Origin of the sequence: Kitasatospora sp. NBC_00374 (genome assembly GCF_041434935.1) — a bacterium.
In the GTDB taxonomy this organism is placed as follows: Bacteria; Actinomycetota; Actinomycetes; order Streptomycetales; family Streptomycetaceae; genus Kitasatospora.
On record NZ_CP107964.1, the window covers coordinates 3,143,328 to 3,161,509 of the forward strand.

Annotated in this window: 14 protein-coding genes; 4 read left to right on the forward strand and 10 right to left on the reverse strand. The window is 74.2% G+C overall.

Features of this window, described 5'->3' with window-relative positions; genetic code table 11:
- The first annotated feature begins 340 nt into the window (after positions 1 to 340).
- Entirely contained in the window at positions 341 to 1,750 is a 1,410-nt protein-coding gene (locus OG871_RS14065) for an APC family permease (RefSeq protein WP_371497096.1), read from the forward strand.
- 76 nt (positions 1,751 to 1,826) lie between these two features.
- Here OG871_RS14065 and mycP read toward each other — a convergent pair whose 3' ends face one another.
- The 4 genes from mycP to eccB all read right to left on the reverse strand — a co-directional run bounded on the left by mycP (position 1,827) and on the right by eccB (position 5,674).
- Complete coding sequence (gene mycP / locus OG871_RS14070; protein WP_371497097.1) at positions 1,827 to 3,101, reverse strand: type VII secretion-associated serine protease mycosin; 1,275 nt, start codon at positions 3,099 to 3,101, stop codon at positions 1,827 to 1,829.
- Positions 3,102 to 3,228: 127 nt separating this feature from the next.
- A complete protein-coding gene (locus tag OG871_RS14075; protein ID WP_371497098.1) occupies positions 3,229 to 3,522 on the reverse strand; it encodes a WXG100 family type VII secretion target in 294 nt (97 codons plus the stop codon).
- A gap of 82 nt (positions 3,523 to 3,604) precedes the next feature.
- The gene (locus tag OG871_RS14080) at positions 3,605 to 3,907 is read right to left on the reverse strand and encodes a WXG100 family type VII secretion target (RefSeq protein WP_371497099.1); all 303 of its coding nucleotides are present in this window, start codon (positions 3,905 to 3,907) and stop codon (positions 3,605 to 3,607) included.
- 177 nt (positions 3,908 to 4,084) lie between these two features.
- Entirely contained in the window at positions 4,085 to 5,674 is a 1,590-nt protein-coding gene (gene eccB, locus OG871_RS14085; protein ID WP_371497101.1) for a type VII secretion protein EccB, read from the reverse strand.
- A 376-nt stretch (positions 5,675 to 6,050) separates the two neighbouring features.
- Here eccB and eccE point away from each other — a divergent pair, with 376 nt between their 5' ends.
- The 3 genes from eccE to OG871_RS14100 all read left to right on the forward strand — a co-directional run bounded on the left by eccE (position 6,051) and on the right by OG871_RS14100 (position 10,420).
- Positions 6,051 to 7,289: a type VII secretion protein EccE gene (eccE, locus tag OG871_RS14090; protein ID WP_371497102.1), complete on the forward strand. Its 1,239-nt coding sequence runs from the start codon at positions 6,051 to 6,053 to the stop codon at positions 7,287 to 7,289.
- The gene (locus OG871_RS14095) at positions 7,289 to 8,053 is read left to right on the forward strand and encodes a hypothetical protein (protein WP_371497104.1); all 765 of its coding nucleotides are present in this window, start codon (positions 7,289 to 7,291) and stop codon (positions 8,051 to 8,053) included. Before eccE ends, OG871_RS14095 begins: the two co-directional genes overlap by 1 nt.
- Before the next feature lie 249 nt (positions 8,054 to 8,302).
- Entirely contained in the window at positions 8,303 to 10,420 is a 2,118-nt protein-coding gene (locus OG871_RS14100; protein ID WP_371497105.1) for an AAA family ATPase, read from the forward strand.
- Between the two features lie 70 nt (positions 10,421 to 10,490).
- Here OG871_RS14100 and OG871_RS14105 read toward each other — a convergent pair whose 3' ends face one another.
- The 6 genes from OG871_RS14105 to OG871_RS14130 form a co-directional block, all read right to left on the reverse strand.
- Complete coding sequence (locus tag OG871_RS14105) at positions 10,491 to 11,435, reverse strand: bifunctional riboflavin kinase/FAD synthetase (RefSeq protein WP_371497106.1); 945 nt, start codon at positions 11,433 to 11,435, stop codon at positions 10,491 to 10,493.
- A gap of 78 nt (positions 11,436 to 11,513) precedes the next feature.
- The gene (locus OG871_RS14110; RefSeq protein ID WP_371497108.1) at positions 11,514 to 14,873 is read right to left on the reverse strand and encodes a serine protease; all 3,360 of its coding nucleotides are present in this window, start codon (positions 14,871 to 14,873) and stop codon (positions 11,514 to 11,516) included.
- Between the two features lie 310 nt (positions 14,874 to 15,183).
- Positions 15,184 to 16,089 (reverse strand): tRNA pseudouridine(55) synthase TruB, encoded by a 906-nt coding sequence (truB, locus tag OG871_RS14115; RefSeq protein WP_371497109.1) that lies wholly within the window; start codon positions 16,087 to 16,089, stop codon positions 15,184 to 15,186.
- Between the two features lie 88 nt (positions 16,090 to 16,177).
- Positions 16,178 to 17,269: a bifunctional oligoribonuclease/PAP phosphatase NrnA gene (locus OG871_RS14120; RefSeq protein WP_371497110.1), complete on the reverse strand. Its 1,092-nt coding sequence runs from the start codon at positions 17,267 to 17,269 to the stop codon at positions 16,178 to 16,180.
- Between the two features lie 2 nt (positions 17,270 to 17,271).
- Entirely contained in the window at positions 17,272 to 17,721 is a 450-nt protein-coding gene (gene rbfA / locus OG871_RS14125; protein ID WP_371497111.1) for a 30S ribosome-binding factor RbfA, read from the reverse strand.
- A gap of 149 nt (positions 17,722 to 17,870) precedes the next feature.
- A complete protein-coding gene (locus OG871_RS14130; protein ID WP_350642571.1) occupies positions 17,871 to 18,167 on the reverse strand; it encodes a DUF503 domain-containing protein in 297 nt (98 codons plus the stop codon).
- Between the last annotated feature and the right edge of the window lie 15 nt (positions 18,168 to 18,182).

Sequence of the window (18,182 nt, forward strand, 5' to 3'; positions counted from 1 at the left end):
GCGGGCATCCGGGGCGGGCCGGCTGCCCGATCGGATCACCTGCCCGAACACCCCCACATCGCCTTGGATTGCTCGGCCAATCTCGATAATTCACCTTCGATTCAAGCGTCGTTCATGGGAGTCAACAAGTCGGACATAGCAGAAGATTGCCCCTCGGGACCATGAAATCGGTACCGAACGGTGCAGGATGCAACGGATTCCGAAGCCGATCGGCGTTGACGCGCCCGATCCCGTCGCGGTTCCATGGCGCACCGGGAGCGACCAGGAAAAGACACCGGCCACGCCGTTCGGAGGCGATACCGCTCCCGCCCCCACCCCCGCCCAGTCGATCGGACCTCCCATGACCGACACGCTTCCCCCACAGGTCGTCGCCGCCCCCGAGGCCGGCCCGGCCGACGCGGGTTCGCCGAAGAAGCTCACCCGTTCGATCGGCGTCGTGGGTGGAACCCTGCTGACGCTCTCCTGTGTCACACCGGCCTCGACCCTCTTCGTGGTCGTGCCGGACCTCTTCGGCAGCGTGGGCAGTGCCACGGCGCTGACCATCGGGATCGGCGCACTGCTCTGTGTCGCGGTGGCCTTCTGCTACTCGGAGCTCGGCACCCTGATCCCCAGCGCCGGCGGCGAGTACGCCATGGTGGGCAGCCTGGCCGGCCGGTTCACCGGGTGGCTGGTCTTCATCCTGTCCCTGCTGGTGGCGATGATCGTGCCGCCGGTGATCGCGCTCGGGACGGCCGACTACCTGGCGCCGGTCCTGCACATCGACAAGCCGCTGGCCGGCGCCGCCGTGATGCTGCTGGCCACCCTGGCCGGCCTGCTCGACCTGCGGGCGAACGCCTGGATCACCGGCATCTTCCTGGTCCTCGAAGTGATCGCGGCCGGCATGGTGGCCGTCCTCGGCTTCAGCCACAGTGAGCGCGGGCTGTCGTCGATGCTCCACGGGACGGTGGTCCCCGAGGGCGGAGCGAGCCAGGCCGTCACCATCAGCATGATCGTCACCGGTCTCGCCATCGCGCTCTTCATCACCCAGGGCTTCAGCACCGCCGTGTACCTCTCCGAGGAGCTGGAGAACCCCCGCCGCAACGTCGCCCGCACCGTGCTGTGGACGCTGGGCCTGTCCTGCGCCGTCATCCTCGTCCCGGTCGCCGCGATCACCATGGGCGCTCCCAGCATGGAGGCGCTGAGCGGGGGCGACATCAGCGCGCTGATCACCCTGTGGAGCAACTCCGCGGTCGGCACCTTCATCAGCCTCTGCGTGGCCCTGGCGATCATCAACGCCGGCATCGTGATGGTCATCCAGAACTCCCGGGTGCTGTTCGCCTCGGCCCGCGACCGGGCCTGGCCGGCGCCGGTCAACCGCGCGCTGTCGACCATCGGCCGGTTCGGCTCGCCCTGGGTCGCCACCCTGGTGGTCGGTGTGCCCGGTGCGGTGCTCTGCTACGTCAACCTGGACACCCTGTACGGCATCACCGGCGTCTCGGTGACGGCGATGTACCTGCTGGTCGCCGTCGCCGCGCTGCTCGGCCGCCGGGGGCACCACAAGCACACCAGCGCCTGGCGGATGCCGCTGTGGCCGGTCGTCCCCGCCCTGCTGATCCTGGTGCTGTGCTACGTGCTGTACCTGCAGGACCCGCGGTTCCTCAAGTGGACCGGCGGCATCGTGGCCGCGGCCAGCCTCTACTGGCTGTTCTACCTCCGCCCCCGGCCGGAGAGCCGCTGGGTGATCACCCTGCCGGAGGACCAGCAGGTCTGACCCGCTCGACGCGCAACGGCAGGTGGCCCCGACCCCAGGAGGGGTCGGGGCCACCGGCCGTTGCGGGCCGTCCCGTTCAGAGCTCCGTGCCGGGCCGGCGGCGACGGTAGTCCCGCAGCACGATCGAGCCGCCGACCAGGCCCGCCACCGCGAGCGCGCCCGCGCTCAGCACGAAGGTGCCGGTCCGCTGGTCGCGGTCGGCCTGGGTCTCCTCCAGGCCGAGCGGCTGGGCCACGATCGGGACGGCGTCCAGCTGCACCTTGGCCGTCTCGCGCGGCTTGACGTCCTGCTCGTCGCCGCCCTGGACGGCCTTCACCGGGTCCACCACGCCCCAGCCGATGAACTTGTTCCGGCCCCGGTCGGTGCGCTGCGCGGTCTCCTCGATCCGGGCCCGGACCTGGGCGGGCTTCCAGTCCTTGTGCATGCCCACCAGCACCGCGGCCAGGCCCGCCACGTACGGCGTGGAGAAGCTGGTGCCGTTGTCGACGCACTGGCCACCGCCGGGCACGGTGGACAGCATGTCCACCCCGGGGGCCACCACGTCGACGAAGTCGCCGTACTGGGAGAACGGGGCCCGCTCGTTGTTGCGGTCCGAGGCGCCGACCGCGAGGACGGTGTCGAAGGCCGCAGGGTAGGTGTCGCCCTCGTGGCCGTCGTTTCCGGAGGAGGCGACCACGACGATCCCCTGGTCGTCGGCCTTCTTCAGGACGGCTTTCAGGTCGTCCTTGAGGTCGAAGTCGCCGCCCTCGCCGGTCGCCCGGACGTCCTGCGAGATGTTGATGACCTTGACGCCTCTGGTGATCATGGTGTTGACGGCCTCGATCAGCGACTTGACGTCGCCGTTGCCCTCGGCGTCGTTCTGCCGGATCGTCACGATCGTCGCGTCCGGGGCGATGCCCACGAAGCCGGTCCTGCCCGGCAGCGGCCGGGCGGCGATGATGCCCGCCACCTTGGTGCCGTGGCCGACCTTGTCGGTCACGCCGGTGCCCTCGACCGCGGCCTGGGTCTGGCGGTCCTTCAGCGACGAGCCCGCGTCGGTCACCTTGCCCTCGAGCTGTTGGTTGCGGTTGTCGACCCCGGTGTCGATGACCCCAACGGCGACGCCCTCGCCCCTGCCGGCCTGCCACAGCTCGCCCAGCAGCACCCGCTGCAGGGCCCAGGGGGTGCTCGCCACGTCCTGGGACGGGAACGTGCACTCGCCGGCGGCGGCTATCGAGATCGGCGACCGGTGCACATCCCCGCCCGCCTCCGCGGCGGGCGGCTCCGCGTAGGCCGGGGTGGCGGCCAGTGCGCCGACCATCCCCAGCACGACGGACGCTGCGGCCAGCCTGCGGTACGTACCCAACGACACCTGTCCACCCCTCTGTTCCCCACGATGCCGCGCGCGCCCGTGCGGCGCGCGAAGGGCGGGCGCCCAGCCGGGCGCCCGCCCCACCACCAAGCGATGCGCCGCCCCGTCGGGGCGGCGCGTCACTGTGTCAGCCCGCCCAGATGTTGGCGTTCTTCGACTCGGTGGCCTGGTAGCTCTGCGCCGCGTTGTCCAGCGCGGTCGCGATCTGGCCGAGCACCTGCTGCAGGTCGGCGGCCTTGGCGTCCCACTGCGCCTGGCGGGCCTGGTAGCCCTCCTGGGCCGCGCCTTCCCAGCTGGAGGCGATGCGCTGCACGCCCGACTTCAGGTCGTCCAGCTGCGACTGGATGCGCGCGGCGGTCTGGCGCACCTCGGAGCTGGCGCCCTGGATGGTCGAGAAATTGACGAGAATGTTCCCGGACATGGTGTCTCCTTGTCGATGGGACCGTCAGCCCACACCACGGGGCCGACGGTCACGGCTTCGGACTGTGCGAACCCGAGAGGGCTCAGCCGCCGATTCCGGTCAGCGAGGACTGCTGGTCCTGCTCGGTCGCGGCGTAGGCCTTCGTGGTGGCCTCGATCGCCTGCTTGATCTCGTCGAGCACCTTGTTCAGCGCGTTCGCGTCCTCGTTGAACCGCGACTGCATCTGCTGGTACGCGGTCGCAGCCGCGCCCTGCCAGCCCTGGGCGATCGAGTCGACGAGCGAGTTCAGCCGCCCGATCTCGCCCTGGACCTGGGCGTTCACCTCACCGATGCGGTTGGCGAACGCGCTCATCTCCTCAGCAGTCGTCTTGAACTGACCAGCCATGATCCACCGTCCCCCATGAGACTGACTTCGTCCGGGTAGTCCTGGCACGGTCTACCCGTCGACACCACGGTGTGATGTCACCAGAGCACTTTAGCCGCCCCGCGCAAGGCACCCAACACCGGGCGGCCGTTAGTTACCAGACCATGACACTGCATCCGAAAGCGGAATGACGGACTGTCACGCGTTCTGGGCCTGTTCGGCCGCGGCCCGGCTCAGCACTCCCCCGGCCGGCACCAGCTTCGACCAGGCCACCGGCACCACCGTGAGGGTCACGTCCTTGTACCCGAGGCGTGCCTGGGACTCGTTGCCGTCCTTGGACTCCCCCGCCGGGGCCGGGGCCGGGGCGGGAGAAGGCGAGGCCGAGGTCCCGCCGTTCTTCGCGCCCACGCCGTCGTTGTTGTTGGGCAGGGAGTAGCGCAGACCGGTCTCGGTGATCAGGAAGTCACTGCCGGAGCTGTCCTGGCCGAGGCTGTCGACGGCGCGGTAGAGCAGGCCGTGACCGGGCGTCACGTGCGCGCTGAGCGATCCCGAGTCGATGTCGGCCGGGTACTTGACGCCGGCCCAGACGCTCTGCTTGACGACGTTGTTCTCGATGCCCTCGAAGGTGCTGCAGACGATCGCGCGGTCCTCGTTCCCGTTCCCCGCGTTGACCGCCTTCTCGATCTTCACCGTCGGAATGTCGGACTTGGGCCTCATCCTGGCGGCGTCGACCTTGGGGGCCAGCGCGGCGTTCTCGGCCGGGGTGAGCTGGTACGGGACCGGCTTCTTCCTGTCGTACGCCGTCTGCAGCGCCGGGAAGTTGAGGATCAGCTCGGCCTGGAAGGCCGTCACCGAGTACAGCCCGTTCACACCGACCACGAAGTAGCTGTCCTGGAACTGCAGTACCCGGCCGACCCGCCGCTCGGCCTGGGTCAGGTCAGTCAGCGTGGACTGGACCGACTTGGCGGGGTCGTAGTCGGGGATCTCCGGGAAGAGGATCGCCTTGCCGTTCGCCAGGGTCTGCAGCCAGTCCGCCGTGACCTGCTGCGGCTTGGTGTCCCGGCCGAAGAGCGCCGACTCCATCGCCAGCTGGTCGCCGGCCTGGGCGTTGGGGCCGACCGCGTGCTTCACACCGTTGGAGTCGACCAGGTACTTGCCGCCCGGCTGCCCGGACACCGTCGGCCCCTGGACGTACAGCGCCTGGCCCTCGGTCAGCATCCGCTGGTCCCTCAGCGCCGCGGCGTCCTTGTCCGCCGCGACGAACACCGCCTGGCTGATCGCCCCCTGGGTGTTGGAGGCGTTCCCCACCCGGTCACAGACCGACCACAGCTTGGCCTTGCCCGCGTCGTCGGCCTTCGGCAGCCGGTCCGGCGCGTAGGGGATGCCGATGGTCGCGCCGTGCCGCGGGTACTTGTCCAGCACGTCGTCGGCGACCGACATCACGGTCGCGTTGGCCGGCAGCACCAGCCGGGCCGAGGACATGTTGAGCACCTGGTGGAGCACGCCCTTGCCGTTGGCGTCCTTCAGCACCACGTACCGGGTGGTCGACTGCTTGGCCTGGATGATGTACTTCCCGCTGTCCCAGTTCAGCGGCGCGCTCGGCTTGATCACTCCCCACATGCCGAAGCCGGCCACCGCCACCGCGGCCACCACGAAGCTCGGCAGCACCGCCCGCACCGGGCGCGGCGCGTCCTCGTCGTTGCCGCCGCCACTGGGCTGGAGGAAGGCGCCCACCATCCGCTTGCGTGCGAAGGTGTAGGCGTTCAGCTCGTCCCGGCGTGATGCCATGCTTGTCGTCTCCCCTGTCTGACCGACATCTGCGCGTACGTCAGCGCGCGTGTGCAGTGCGTGAGTCTGCCACCCCGGCCCCGTTCCCGGCCCGGGGCACCCCCCGCGGGCGCGAGCCCCGGCCAACCCTCTACGATGCGGCAGCAGACGGTGAGTACGGTACGGGTACGTTTCGCCGACCGGCCAACCGGGCCGTGATATCTGATCAGAGAGGGCCTCTCGGGGGATGCCAAGCCAGTCCGCTCCAGCGCGACGCAGCACATCGCACGGCCGCACGTCGGGTAGTCGTGGCACCGGCCGGGGAAGCCGGCGGTCCGGCCCGGCGCAGGCCGCACCGACCACCGCGGTCACACCGAAGATCCACCCCCGGCCCGGGGTGCTCAGCAGCCGGCTCCGACTGCAGCAGCTCGTGCTGCTGGAGGTCGCCGTGGCGCTGATCGCGGTGGGCTGGACGATCAGCCCCGCGATGGCCGGCGCCTTCGCCGTGCCCGCCGTCCTGCTCGCGGTGGTGGCCCTGCTGCCGCTGTCCGGCCGGACCGCGCCCGAGGGCCTGCGGGTGCGCCTCGCCCTCAAGTCCCGCCGCAGGGAGGCGCAGTACAACGTGCCCCCGCCCGGCACCGACCCGGCCCTGGCCCCGGCCCTCGAACTCGAGCCGGCCCTGCGCACGTACACCCACGCCACCGAGACCGACCTCGGCGACGGCCGCCCGATGCGCCGGGAGACCGGCATGGTCGGCGACGGCACCTTCCTGACCTCCGTCCTGCTGGTGCAGGCCAAGGACCAGCCGCTGCGCCCGAACCGGGCCGCCCTGCCGCTGCCGCTCGACGTGATCTGCTCGGCCCTCCAGGTGGACGACATCGGCCTGGAGTCCGTCCAGCTCGTCCAGCACACCCAGCCCGCCCCGGCCCCGCACCTGCCGGAGCAGTCGCTGGCCTCCCGCGCCTACCACCAGCTGCCGGACGGGCTCACCACGCCCGGCCTGCGGCTCACCTGGGTCGCCCTCAAGCTCGACCCGGAGAAGGCGGCCTCGGCCGTCCTGGCCCGCGGCGGCGGCGAGGAGGGCGCCCGCAAGGCCCTCCAGCGGGTCACCGACCAGCTGGCCGGGCGGCTCAACAGCGCCGGCTTCACCGCCACCGTGCTGGACGAGCGCGAGCTGATCGCCGCCCTGGCCATCTCGATCTGCGCCAACCCGGTGGCCGTGGCCGGCCGCCAGGGCACCGGTGGCGGCGGTCTCGGCGCCCGCCGCACCCAGGAGAGCGGCAAGTTCTGGCGGATCGACGACCGCTGGCACAGCACCTACTGGATCTCCAAGTGGCCGCAGCTCAGCCGCCCCGGCGGCGCGCCGGGGCGGATCTCCGCCCCCGACCTGGTCAACCTGGTCACCGGCTCGCCCGCGCTGGCGAGCACCTTCAGCCTGACCGCCGGCCACGGCCTGGGCGGCTCGGTCGCGATCAGCGGACACGTCCGGGTGACCGGTCGCAGTGAGAGCGAGGTGGCCCAGGTCGGCCGCCTGGTCGAGTCCCGTGCGAACAGCGCCGGGGTCGGCCTGACCCGTCTCGACCTGGAGCAGGCACCGGGCCTGCTCGCCACGCTGCCCCTGGGAGGGACTTCCTGATGGCCTATCAGAACCACCCCGCCCAGGCCACCCAGCCGGGCGCCGACCAGCCCCGCCCGCCGCGGATCCGCCCCGGCTTCGGCCTGCGCGGCCCCAGCCGGGAGAAGCACGTGCTCACCACCGAGGACCTGGGCGCACTGTCCTTCCCGGTCGGTGACGACGGCGTCCTGATCGGCGTCGACCCGCAGCAGCAGCCCGCCGTGATCGGTCTGTTCCGCCCGTCCTCCTACGAGGTCGTGCTGGTCGGCGGCATGTGGACCGCGCAGGTCATCGCCCTGCGGGCGGCCGCCACCGGCGCCCGGGTCGCCGTCGAGACCGGACGCCCGCAGGCCTGGGCGCCGATGGCCCAGGCGGCCGGCGGCGGCCAGCCCTGCGTGACGGTGCACCAGGTCGGCCGGCTCGGCGCGCAGGGCGCCTCGGTGACCTCACCCGTCCTGGTGGTCCGCGACCTCGGTGCCCGGCCCTCCCGCAGCCGGCTGTCCGCGACCCCCTGGCAGACCACCCTGACGCTGCTGCCGTACCTCGGGCCGAACGCCGCCCGGGTGCTCAACGCGGCGGATCTGGTCGGCCTGCAGCGGATCTCCCCGCAGGAGTCCGACCTGGTCGGCCGACTGCTGTCGCTCGGCGAGGCGGAGGTCGCCGCGCTGCCCACGCTCGGCGACAACATCACGCTCTGGGCGACCCGGATGCGCCGTCAGTACGTCATGACCAACCCGGGCGAGGCCGAGGCGCAGGTGCTCGGCGGCCCGCGCCGGATGGACTGATCCGGACCACAGCACTGCCCGGTCGTGCCGGTCCGCCCCCCGAGGGGCGGACCGGCACGACCGCTTGCCCCGGACGGGGGGCGGCGCGGACGCCGGCGGCGTTCACTCCTTGGGCGGTCGCCGCACCCCGCCGCAGGGCCGTCCACCATGGCGTGAGATGGGACACCGCCTTCAGGTGACCGCGAATCACGTCCTAGTCTTGTTGCCGACGGTACCGCGCACAGCGGCGGCGAAAACGAGGGAGCCCAAGTGAGCAGCGATCGGGACGGCGTCTACGTCGGCGACAACGCGGCGGAGGACGACGACGACTGGTCCGACGCCCCTGACTACACGCCGCCGTCCTGGTACACACAGAGCCCGGACGGCGCACCACCTGCGCAGACCCCGGCCGCCCCGGCCCCTGCCCCGGCCGCCCCGGCACCGCCGGTCGCGGTGCCGCCCCAGCAGGCCGCGCCCGTGCCGGCACCCGTCGCCCCGGCACCTGTGGCGCCCGCTCCCCCGCCGGCTTCGGTCGCCGCGGCGCCCGTCACCGAGCCGCCGGCCGCCGCCCCGGTGGAACCGCAGGCTCCCCAGCCGCCCGTCGCCCAGCCTCCGGTCGCCCCGGCACCCGTCGCGCAGCCGCCCGTCGCCCAGCCGCCCGTCGTGCAGGCGCCGGCCGAAGCCGCTCCGGTCCAGGTCCAGGCCGCGCCCGAGCCGCCGGTCGTACCCGTACCGCCCCAGCCCCAGCCCCCACAGCAGCCGCTGCCGCCGCAGACCGTCCAGCAGGCGCCCGTCCAGCCGGCGCCCCAGCCGCCGCAGGTCCAGCAGGCGCCGCCGGTCCAGCAGTACGTGCCGCAGCCCCAGCAGCCCCAGCAGCAGCCCCCGCAGCAGTGGCCGCCGCAGGCCCCGCAGGCCCCGCAGCAGGGGATGCCCCCGGGCCCGCCGCCCGTCGCGGATCCCCGCCAGGGCGGCTGGCCGCAGCCCGGCCCGTACCCCCAGCAGCCCCAGCAGCCCCAGCAGCAGGCGTACCCGCAGCAGCAGGGCATGCCGCAGGCCCCGGCCGCGTTCCAGGGTGGCGGCCAGCAGCCGACCGCGCACGGCGCGGCCCTCGGCTACACCGCCGCCGTCGAGCTGTCCTCGGACCGGCTGCTGCGCGGCCAGCCGAAGGCGCAGCGGCAGCAGCCGCGGTTCCAGTTCGGCGGCAAGTCGGCGCAGGCCGACCGGGCGCGCAAGCTGGAGGTGATCCGCACGCCGGTGATGACCTGCTACCGGATCGCGGTGATCAGCCTCAAGGGCGGCGTCGGCAAGACCACGACCACCACCTCGCTCGGCGCCACCCTGGCCAGTGAGCGGCAGGACAAGGTGGTCGCGATCGACGCCAACCCGGACGCCGGCACCCTCGGCCGCCGGATCAAGCGTCAGACCGGTGCCACCATCCGCGACCTGGTGACGGCCATCCCGCACCTGCGCAGCTACATGGACGTGCGCCAGTTCACCTCGCAGGACCTCAACTCGGGCCTGGAGATCGTCGCCAACGACGTGGACCCGGCCGTCTCGACCACCTTCGACGACTCCGACTACCGGCAGGTCATCGAGGTCCTCGGCCAGCACTACCCGATCATCCTGACGGACTCGGGCACAGGTCTGCTGTACAGCGCGATGCGCGGTGTGCTCGACCTGGCCGACCAGCTGATCGTGGTCGCCACGCCCAGCGTGGACGGCGCCAGCAGCGCCTCCACCACGCTGGACTGGCTCTCCGCGCACGGCTACGCGGACCTGGTGCAGCGCAGCATCACGGTGGTCTCTGGGGTCCGCGAGACCAGCAAGATGATCAAGGTCGAGGACATCGTCGCGCACTTCCAGACCCGCTGCCGCGGCGTCGTGGTGGTGCCCTTCGACGAGAGCCTGGCCGCCGGTGCCGAGGTCAACCTGCAGATGATGCGGCCGAAGGTCCGGGACGCCTACTTCGAGCTGGCCGCCCTGGTCGGCGAGGACATCGCCCGGGCCCAGCAGGGCGGCGGCTGGCAGGCCCAGGGGTACCCGCAGCAGGGCCACCCGCAGCAGGGCTACCCCCAGCAGCAGCCCCCGCACGGGTACCCGCAGCAGCAGTACCCGCAGCAGGGACAGCCGGGCGGCTACCCCGGCGCCCCCGCGCCCGGCGCGCCCTGGGCCCCCCAGCCGGGCCAGGCCCCGCCGCCCGGCTACGGGCAGGAGCAGCAGCAGTTCCCCCCGCAGGGCGCCCAGCAGCCGCCGCAGGAGTGGCTCCAGCAGGGGCAGGGGCAGCAGCAGCCGGGCGGCCAGCCGGGCTACGGTTACCCGCCGCCGCAGGAGCAGGGCCATCAGCCGCCCCCGCCGGGGTACGGCTACCCGCCGCCACCGCAGCAGTGAGCGGCGCCTGACACGGTTCGGCCCGCCGGGAGCACCCGGCGGGCCGAACCGTTGCGGAGGCGACGGCCCGTCAGCCCCCTTCGGTCAGCTCCCGGGCGCGCTTCACGTCGTCGGCCATCCGGTCGAGCAGCGCGTCGATGGAGTCGAACTTCTCCATCCCGCGCAGGTACGCGAGGAAGTCCACCGCGACGTGCAGCCCGTACAGGTCCAGGCCGACCCGGTCGATGGCGTACGCCTCCACGGTGCGCGCGGTGCCGTCGAAGGTCGGGTTGGTGCCCACCGAGATCGCGGCCGGCATCCTCTCGCCGTCCGCCGTCAGCCAGCCCGCGTACACCCCGTCGGCCGGGACGGCGCTGTGCGGCACGGTGTCGACGTTGGCGGTCGGGTAGCCCAGTTCGCGGCCGCGCTGCGCTCCGCGGACCACCACGCCCTCCACCCGGTGCGGTCGGCCGAGCACCTCGGCCACCCCGACCAGGTCGCCGGCCGCGACCAGCCGGCGGACCAGCGTCGACGAGAACGGCTCGCCGCCGCCGGCCGCGCCGCGCACCTGCAGGTCCAGCACCTCGACCTCGAAGTCGTCGGCCCGGCCCAGCTCGGCCAGCAGCTCCACGTTGCCCGCGGCCCGGTGCCCGAACCGGAAGTTCGGGCCCTCGACCACCAGCCGCGCGTGCAGCGCGTCCACCAGCACCTGCTGGACGAAGAACTCCGGCGACTCCTTGGAGAACTCGACGGTGAACGGCAGCACCAGCACCGCGTCCACCCCGAGGGCCTCGATCAGCTCCGCCCGGCGGGGCTGCGGCGCCAGCAGCGGCGGGTGGCTGCCCGGCCGGACCACCTCGCTGGGGTGCGGGTCGAACGTCACCACGACCGACTTGGCGCCCAGCTCACGGGCGCGCTCCACCACCCGGTTGATGATCAGCTGATGGCCGCGGTGCACACCGTCGAACGATCCGATGGTGACGACGCTGCGCCCCCAGTCCCCGGGGATCTCCTCCAGGCCACGCCAGCGCTGCACCCTGACCGCTCCTTGTTCCTATGCCGTGGTTACCGTGCCGTGCACACCCGGCGCACTCGAACACCCGAACCTGATCCCCTATAGCGTGCCATGCGCCCGTCCCTGCTCCGGCACCGGAACGGCAGCTGCGCGCGGCGGCGGTGCGCCCGGGCCGCGCTCCGCCCGGGCGGCGGCGTACTGCGGGTCCCGTCCGGCCGCCGTCAGCGCCCGCATCCGGGTCAGCAACGGCCCGGCCGGGGGCGGTGGCTCGTCCGGCGGCCATTCGGCCAGGACCAGCGCGAACCCGGCACAACGGCCCGCACAGCGCACCAGCAGCGCGTCCGCGCCCGGCCACCGGGCCGCCACCCGGCGGACCAGCTCCCGCAGCCGTCCCGGCCGGTACTCGGCCTCCCGCGCCACCACGCCCTCCAGCACCGCCGTGAGCACCTCGGGGTCGCGTTCGGCCGCCAGCAGGGTGTCCAGCAGCCGCCCGCGGCGCGGATCGCCGGGCGCGGTGAGCAGGACGGCCAGCGCCCGGCGGGCCGCGGGCGGGGCGGTGATCACCTCAGCGAGCAGCGGCCGGACGTCCCGGTCCAGCTCCAGCAGCCGGTCCAGGTAGTCCGCGAGCAGCCCGGCCCGTTCCGGCTGCTCCCGCAGCAGCCCGGCCACCAGGAGCATGCCCTGCCGGGCCACCGCCGTGTCCCCGGCCCCCGCCAGCACCCGCAGTGCCGCGCCCGGTCGGCCGCCCGGCCCGGCCAGCCGCTCCCGAAAGGCCGTCAGCACGGGTTCGGGCCGGTCGGCCAGCGCCGGTGCCAGCACCTCGGCGGTGACGAACGGGTCGTCGGCCCGGTACGCGGCCAGGGCCTCGGCCAGCTGCCCGGCCCTGGTCGCGGGATCACGGACCAGCAGGGCCAGCGCGGCGCCGTGCAGGGCCGGTTCGTCCTCCCGGGCCAGCAGGGTGTGCGCGGTGTACCGCAGCAGCTGCCGCCCCGGCCCGGTCGCGTACGGGGCGGTGCGCAGCGCGTGCACCGCCGCGGCGACGTGGCGCTCCGGCCGCGGGTCGTGGCTCCACCGGTCGACGGCGCGGCAGAGCGCGGAGGGCTCCTCGGCGGCCAGCCGGCCGAGCAGGGCGTCGGCCCGCGGATGGGCGGCCGCCACCAGGGCCTCCGTCAGATCGTCGAGGGCCAGCCTGCGGTGGCCGAACAGCAGCTCCTCGGCGAGCTCCGCGACGCACGGCTCGGTGTCCTCGAACCACGCGCACAGCAGCGGGACGACCGTGCGTGGCGCGGCCGTCAGCAGTTCGGCTACGACCGCGCAGAACGGCCGGCCGGGCCCGTCCGCGCGCACCAGGCGGCGCAGCAGCGGCAGCCGGTCGGCCGGTGCCAGCGGCAGCGCGGCCCAGAAGGCCGGACCGAACCGGCCGTCCCGGCCGGCCCGGTCGGCGAGCAGTTCCAGCAGCGCCCGGTGCTCGGACGGTTCGGGACAGGACGGCAGGACGGCCGCCAGCAGCCGCCCGGCCCACCAGTCGGTCTCGCTGCCCGGCTCGGCGGACTCCAGGGCCAGCCGCAGGCGGTGCAGCCGCGCGTGGGCCGCACCCGCGCCGGGCGGGCGCACCGACTGCCTCAGCGCGGCCACCACCGGGCCCACCCGGTGCCGCGGCACCCGGTGCGGCCCGGCGACCTCGGCACCGGCGGGGTCGGCGGCCGGTTCCCCCTGCGCCAGCAGCAGCCGCAGCGCCCCGTCGAGGTCCAGGTGCAGGCTCTGCAGCCAGTCCGCGGACTCCTCGTACGCGGTTCGGAAGCCCGCTCCGGCCGGAACGAACAGTGCCTCGTCGAGCACGGCCGAGGCCCAGCCGCCGGCCTCCGGGAAGAGCCGGCGGAACTCCTCCGCGGCCAGGGCGCCGCTGCCGGCGCCGAGCATCAGCCGGGCTGCCTCGTGGACCCGGCCGGCCACCGCCGCGGCCAGCCTCCTGGTCCGCCCCGGATCCTCCCCCGCGGGGGGCGGGGCGCCCCGCCGGTGCGCGCCGGGGCGGCGGGGGCCGGCCGCCGCGGCGAGCCGTCGGGCCACCCGCAGGCAGACCAGGTCGAGATGGGCGGCGAACAGCTCGGCACGTCCGGGCACCGGTCCGGCCAGGCCGGCCGTGTGGAGCTCGCCCGCCAGGCGGACGGCCAGCGGGTGGGCCGCGTCGGCCGGGCCCAGCCAGTCGGGCGGCAGCCCGTACCGGCGGGCGGCCCGGGCGGCGGCGTCGGGCGGCAGCGGGCCGAGGCGGTGCACCCGGGCGCCGGGGTGCCAGGCCGTCAGCCGGTCCCAGCCGTCCGGGCGGGCCGCGACGAGCAGCCGGGCGCCGGTGGTGTCCAGCCAGTGGGTGCTCGCCCGGAGCCAGGCCGGCTCGGGCACCGCCGGGGACTCCTCCGGGGCGTCCAGAACCACCAGCAGGGGGCGGCCCGCCGCGCGGGCGAGGCCGGCTGCTTCGGCGGGCTCCGGGGCGGGGACGCCGAGCAGCGCGGCGGCCCGGGCGAGGGCGCGTCCGACCGGGTCGGCCAGCGAGCCGTCCGCCGGGTCCAGATCGGCTCCGCGCAGCCACAGGGTGGGCAGCGGGCGGGCGCCGCCGGCCCGCCGGACGGTCAGCGCGGCGCACTCGGTGGTCCGGCCGCTGCCGGGAGTGCCGAGCAGCGCGGTGACAACCGGCTGCAACTCCTGTCCGCAGACGCCGTCCGAGCGGTCGACCCGGTCCGCGGCCAGGTCCGCGATCCGGCCCGGCCCCGCGGTCGCCGTGCCCAGCTGGACGGAGACCAGCTGCAGCACCCCGGCCAGGTTGAGCGCCGGCCCGAAGGCCGGTACCTCGGCGGCGTTGCGTTCCAGCAGCCGGGCCAGGGAGCCGTCGGCAGCGGTGTCCTGACGGAGCGGGGCGGCCGGCAGGACTCCCTCGCGGCTGGTCCGCAGGGCGGGGGCGAGGACGGCCAGCACCGCACCGGTCTCGGCGTCCACCACCGGCGCCCCGGCCTCCGACCCGACTCCGGGAAAGGCGGGTTGGAGCAGCAGGACGCCGTCGACCGGGAGGAGGAGATCCTGCCACGGATAGACCGCGGCGGCCCGGCCCAGCACACCGCCGGGAACGACCGCCGGCTCGCCGTCCCGCACCAGCAGGACCGCCGGCTCCCCCGTGCACCGCCCGATCGGCAGCGCGGGGCAGGGCAGTCCGCCCACGGCCTCGGTCCGCAGCAGGGCCAGGCCGTGTCCGGGCAGCGGCTCGATGCTCTCGGCGCCGATCACCCGGCTCTGCCCGCCGGGCGTGTGCAGGACCACCCGGTCCAGGCCCGCCACCGTCTCGTGCGCGGTGACCACGGTGCCCTGCCGGTCCGCGACGAACCCGAGGCCGCGCAGGGCGCCGTCCAGGTCACGGACCAGCAGCAGTGCCTGCGCCGGGTCCGCCGCCGCACCCGTATGCCTCCCGGACATCCGCCCCGCCTCCCGCGCCGGGCCGGCCGGGCGCCGGACTGGGCCCGGCACGGCTGCCGTACTCGCCGCGGGGAGCCTGCCCGGCCCGGCGGCCGCGCCACCGCGCCCACGCCGTTCACCACGGCGGTTCGCCTCGCGCGCTCCCTCGTGGGGGTGAATCCCGGCGGCAGCGGCCCCACCGCACCCGAACGGCCCGCTTCCCCGAACGACCGCCCGCCCGCGCACGGTCCCCGCGCACCCGGGCGACCACCGCACACGCGAACGGCCGCCGCCCGGGATCGGGCGACGGCCGCTCGGAGCGACGCCAGGCTCAGCCGACGAAGACGGCGACCGGACGGGCGGCGCCGCCCTTCTCCTCGACCAGGGCCAGGAAGCGCCCGTCCGGGTCGAAGACCGCGATCGGGCCGTCCACGCCCAGCCCGGGAGCCGTGAGCTTCATCCCGTTGGACAGCAGCCGGGCCTGGTCGGCGTCGATGTCCCAGCGCGGGAAGGCCGCGGCGGCCGCCTCGGCGATCGGCAGTACCTCCAGCTTCTCCTCCAGCTGCTCCAGCGTGCGCGCCGACTCCACCCCGTACGGGCCGACCTTGGTCCGGCGCAGCGCGGTGAGGTGGCCGCCGACCCCGAGGTCCTCGCCCAGGTCGCGGGCGAGCGCCCGGATGTAGGTGCCGGAGGAGCACTCCACGGTGACGTCCAGGTCGATCACGGGGGTGCCGTCCTCGGCCACCGTCGCGCGGCGGTCGTGCACGGTGAAGGAGTGCACGGTGGTCGGCCGGGCCGGGATGTCGAAGTCCTCGCCCTCGCGGACCCGGGTGTAGGAACGCTTGCCGTCGATCTTGATCGCGCTGACCTTGGACGGTACCTGCATGATCTCGCCGGTGAGCTTCGCGACGCCCGCGTCGATCGCTTCCCGGGTCACGCCCTCGGCCGAGGAGGAGGCGGTGACCTCGCCCTCCCGGTCGTCGGTCACGGTCGTCTGGCCGAGCCGGACGGTGGCCTCGTAGGTCTTGGCGGTGAGCATCAGGTGCCCGAGCAGCCGGGTGGCCCGCTCCACCCCGATCACCAGCACGCCGGTGGCCATCGGGTCCAGGGTGCCGGCGTGGCCGACCTTCCTGGTACCGGCCAGCCACCTGAGCTTGGCGACCACCCCGTGCGAGGTGATGCCCTCCGGCTTGTCGACGATGACCAGGCCGTCCGGGCCGGTTCCCTTGCGCTTCATCGGTTCTTTTCTGTGCGGGTGACGGATGGGTGGCCGGTCCGGCCCGGTCGGTGGCCGGGTCGGACCGGCCGAGGCGTGCGGCCAGGGCCTACGACCGGCGGTCCAGCGCGGCCCGGAAGCGGGCCATCGTGGCCACCACGTCCTCGCGGGCGGCGAACCCGGCGGCGTACACGTGCCCGCCGCCGCCCAGCTCGGCGCAGACCGCGGCGACGTCGACGGTGCCCCGGGAGCGGCTGGAGCCGCGCAGGGTGCCGTCCGGGTCCTGCTTGAGGACCAGGGCGACCTCGGCCTCGGCCGGGCGCCGCAGCACGTCGATCAGGCCCTCCAGCTCCTCGACGGTGACGCCGTACAGCACCAGGTCCTGGTACGGGACCCAGGTCCACACCAGTCCGCGGCCGCCGGCCTGCTCGGGCTCGTAGCGGGCCCGGTCCAGGGCGGCGGCGAGCACCTTGAGGTACCCGAAGGAGGAGGTGTCCCAGAGCTGCCGGGAGATCTCGTCGTGCCGGATGCCGGTGGCCAGCAGCCGCCCGGCCAGCTCGTGCGTGGCGGGGGTGGTGGCGGCGTACCGGAAGGAGCCGGTGTCGGTGGCGACGCCGGTGTAGAGGCAGGTGGCCAGCTGCTGGTCGAGCGGGACGCCGAGGCGGCGCAGCAGTTCGTCGACCAGGACGGCGGTGGCGGGGGCGGTCGGGTCGATCAGCCGGTGGGTGCCGAAGCCGGGGTTGGAGGCGTGGTGGTCGATGACCACCAGGACGGGCGCGGCGAAGGCCTTGGCGTGCAGCAGCCCGAGCCGGCTCTCGGCGGCCACGTCGAAGCAGACCACCAGCTCCGGCTCGTCGGGCACCTCGGACGCGGGCACGAGGAGGTCCTGGCCGGGCAGGAAGGACAGCGACTCGGGGACGACCTGCGGGTCGTCGCCGAACGAGACCCGCACCCGGTGGCCGAGCGAGCGCAGCGCCAGGCCGGCCGCGAGGGCGGAGCCGAGGGCGTCGCCGTCCGGGTTGATGTGGCAGATCAGGTCGATCACCGGTGCACGGCCGATCGCCGCGACGGCGCGCTGCCACTCGTGCTCCAGGCCCGGCGCCTCGGCCCGCGGGCCCGGAAGCACCGCGAGGGCGCCCTCCACCGTGCTGGTGGAGGCCGCCCCCGTGGTGGTGCCGGCCGGTGCCGGCTCGCCCGCCATGACTACTCGTCCTCGTCCGCGTCGTCGCGCTCGGAGCCCGGCACCCGGTAGGGGTCGGCCTCCCCGGCGTACGTGGCGCCGGCGGCGACGGTGCGGACCGCCGCGTCGGACTGCCGGGCCCGGTCGAGCAGGTCGTCGATGTTCTTGGCGTTGTCGGGCAGTGCGTCGGCCACGAAGGTCAGCGTCGGGGTGAAACGCACCCCGGTCTGCCTGCCGACCTCGGAACGCAGCACGCCCTTGGCGCTCTCCAGCGCCGCGGCACTGGCCAGCCGCTCGGTCTCGTCACCGTAGACGGTGTAGAAGACGGTGGCCTCGCGCAGGTCCCCGGTGACCCGGGCGTCCGTGATGGTCACGTAGCCCAGCCGCGGGTCCTTGATCCGGCGCTGCAGGGTCTCGGCCACGACCACCTGGATGCGGTCTGCGAGCTTGCGCGCCCTTGCGGTGTCGGTCACGTTGCCTCCTCGTGCGGTGGGCTCGGTACCCGGGACAACGCTCGCCCGGTGGGGCCCATGCCCCAAAGTACCCGCCCGCGCCCAGCCTTGTGGGCGCTCTCGGTCCTCGGCTCTGTGACGGTGGTGCCTGGGCACCACCGTCGCCGCTCTCAGTCATCGTCGTCGTTGTGGAACCGCCTCCGGGCGGAGAGCAGTTGCACTTCGGGGCGGCCGGCGACGAGCCGCTCACAGCTGTCCAGGATCTCGGTCACGTACCCGGCTTCGCCGGACACCACCGCGAGGCCGATCTCGGCCCTGCGGTGCAGCTCCTGGTTCCCGGTCTCCGCAGCGCACACGCTGTACTTGCGCTGCAGTTCGGCCACGATGGGCCGCACGATCGAACGCTTCTCCTTGAGCGAGTGGACGTCGCCGAGGAGCAGGTCGAAGGTGAGTGTTCCCACGAACATATAAGGCAGGTCTCG

Excerpts from the sequence above, each read along its gene's own strand:
- OG871_RS14075 (WP_371497098.1), bottom strand. The coding sequence starts at position 3,522 with ATGTCCGGGAACATTCTCGTCAATTTCTCGACCATCCAGGGCGCCAGC.
- OG871_RS14110 (WP_371497108.1), bottom strand. The coding sequence starts at position 14,873 with ATGTCCGGGAGGCATACGGGTGCGGCGGCGGACCCGGCGCAGGCACTG.
- OG871_RS14130 (WP_350642571.1), bottom strand. The coding sequence starts at position 18,167 with ATGTTCGTGGGAACACTCACCTTCGACCTGCTCCTCGGCGACGTCCAC.
- OG871_RS14095 (WP_371497104.1), top strand. The coding sequence starts at position 7,289 with ATGGCCTATCAGAACCACCCCGCCCAGGCCACCCAGCCGGGCGCCGAC.
- OG871_RS14120 (WP_371497110.1), bottom strand. The coding sequence starts at position 17,269 with ATGGCGGGCGAGCCGGCACCGGCCGGCACCACCACGGGGGCGGCCTCC.
- eccB (WP_371497101.1), bottom strand. The coding sequence starts at position 5,674 with ATGGCATCACGCCGGGACGAGCTGAACGCCTACACCTTCGCACGCAAG.
- OG871_RS14065 (WP_371497096.1), top strand. The coding sequence starts at position 341 with ATGACCGACACGCTTCCCCCACAGGTCGTCGCCGCCCCCGAGGCCGGC.
- truB (WP_371497109.1), bottom strand. The coding sequence starts at position 16,089 with ATGAAGCGCAAGGGAACCGGCCCGGACGGCCTGGTCATCGTCGACAAG.
- OG871_RS14080 (WP_371497099.1), bottom strand. The coding sequence starts at position 3,907 with ATGGCTGGTCAGTTCAAGACGACTGCTGAGGAGATGAGCGCGTTCGCC.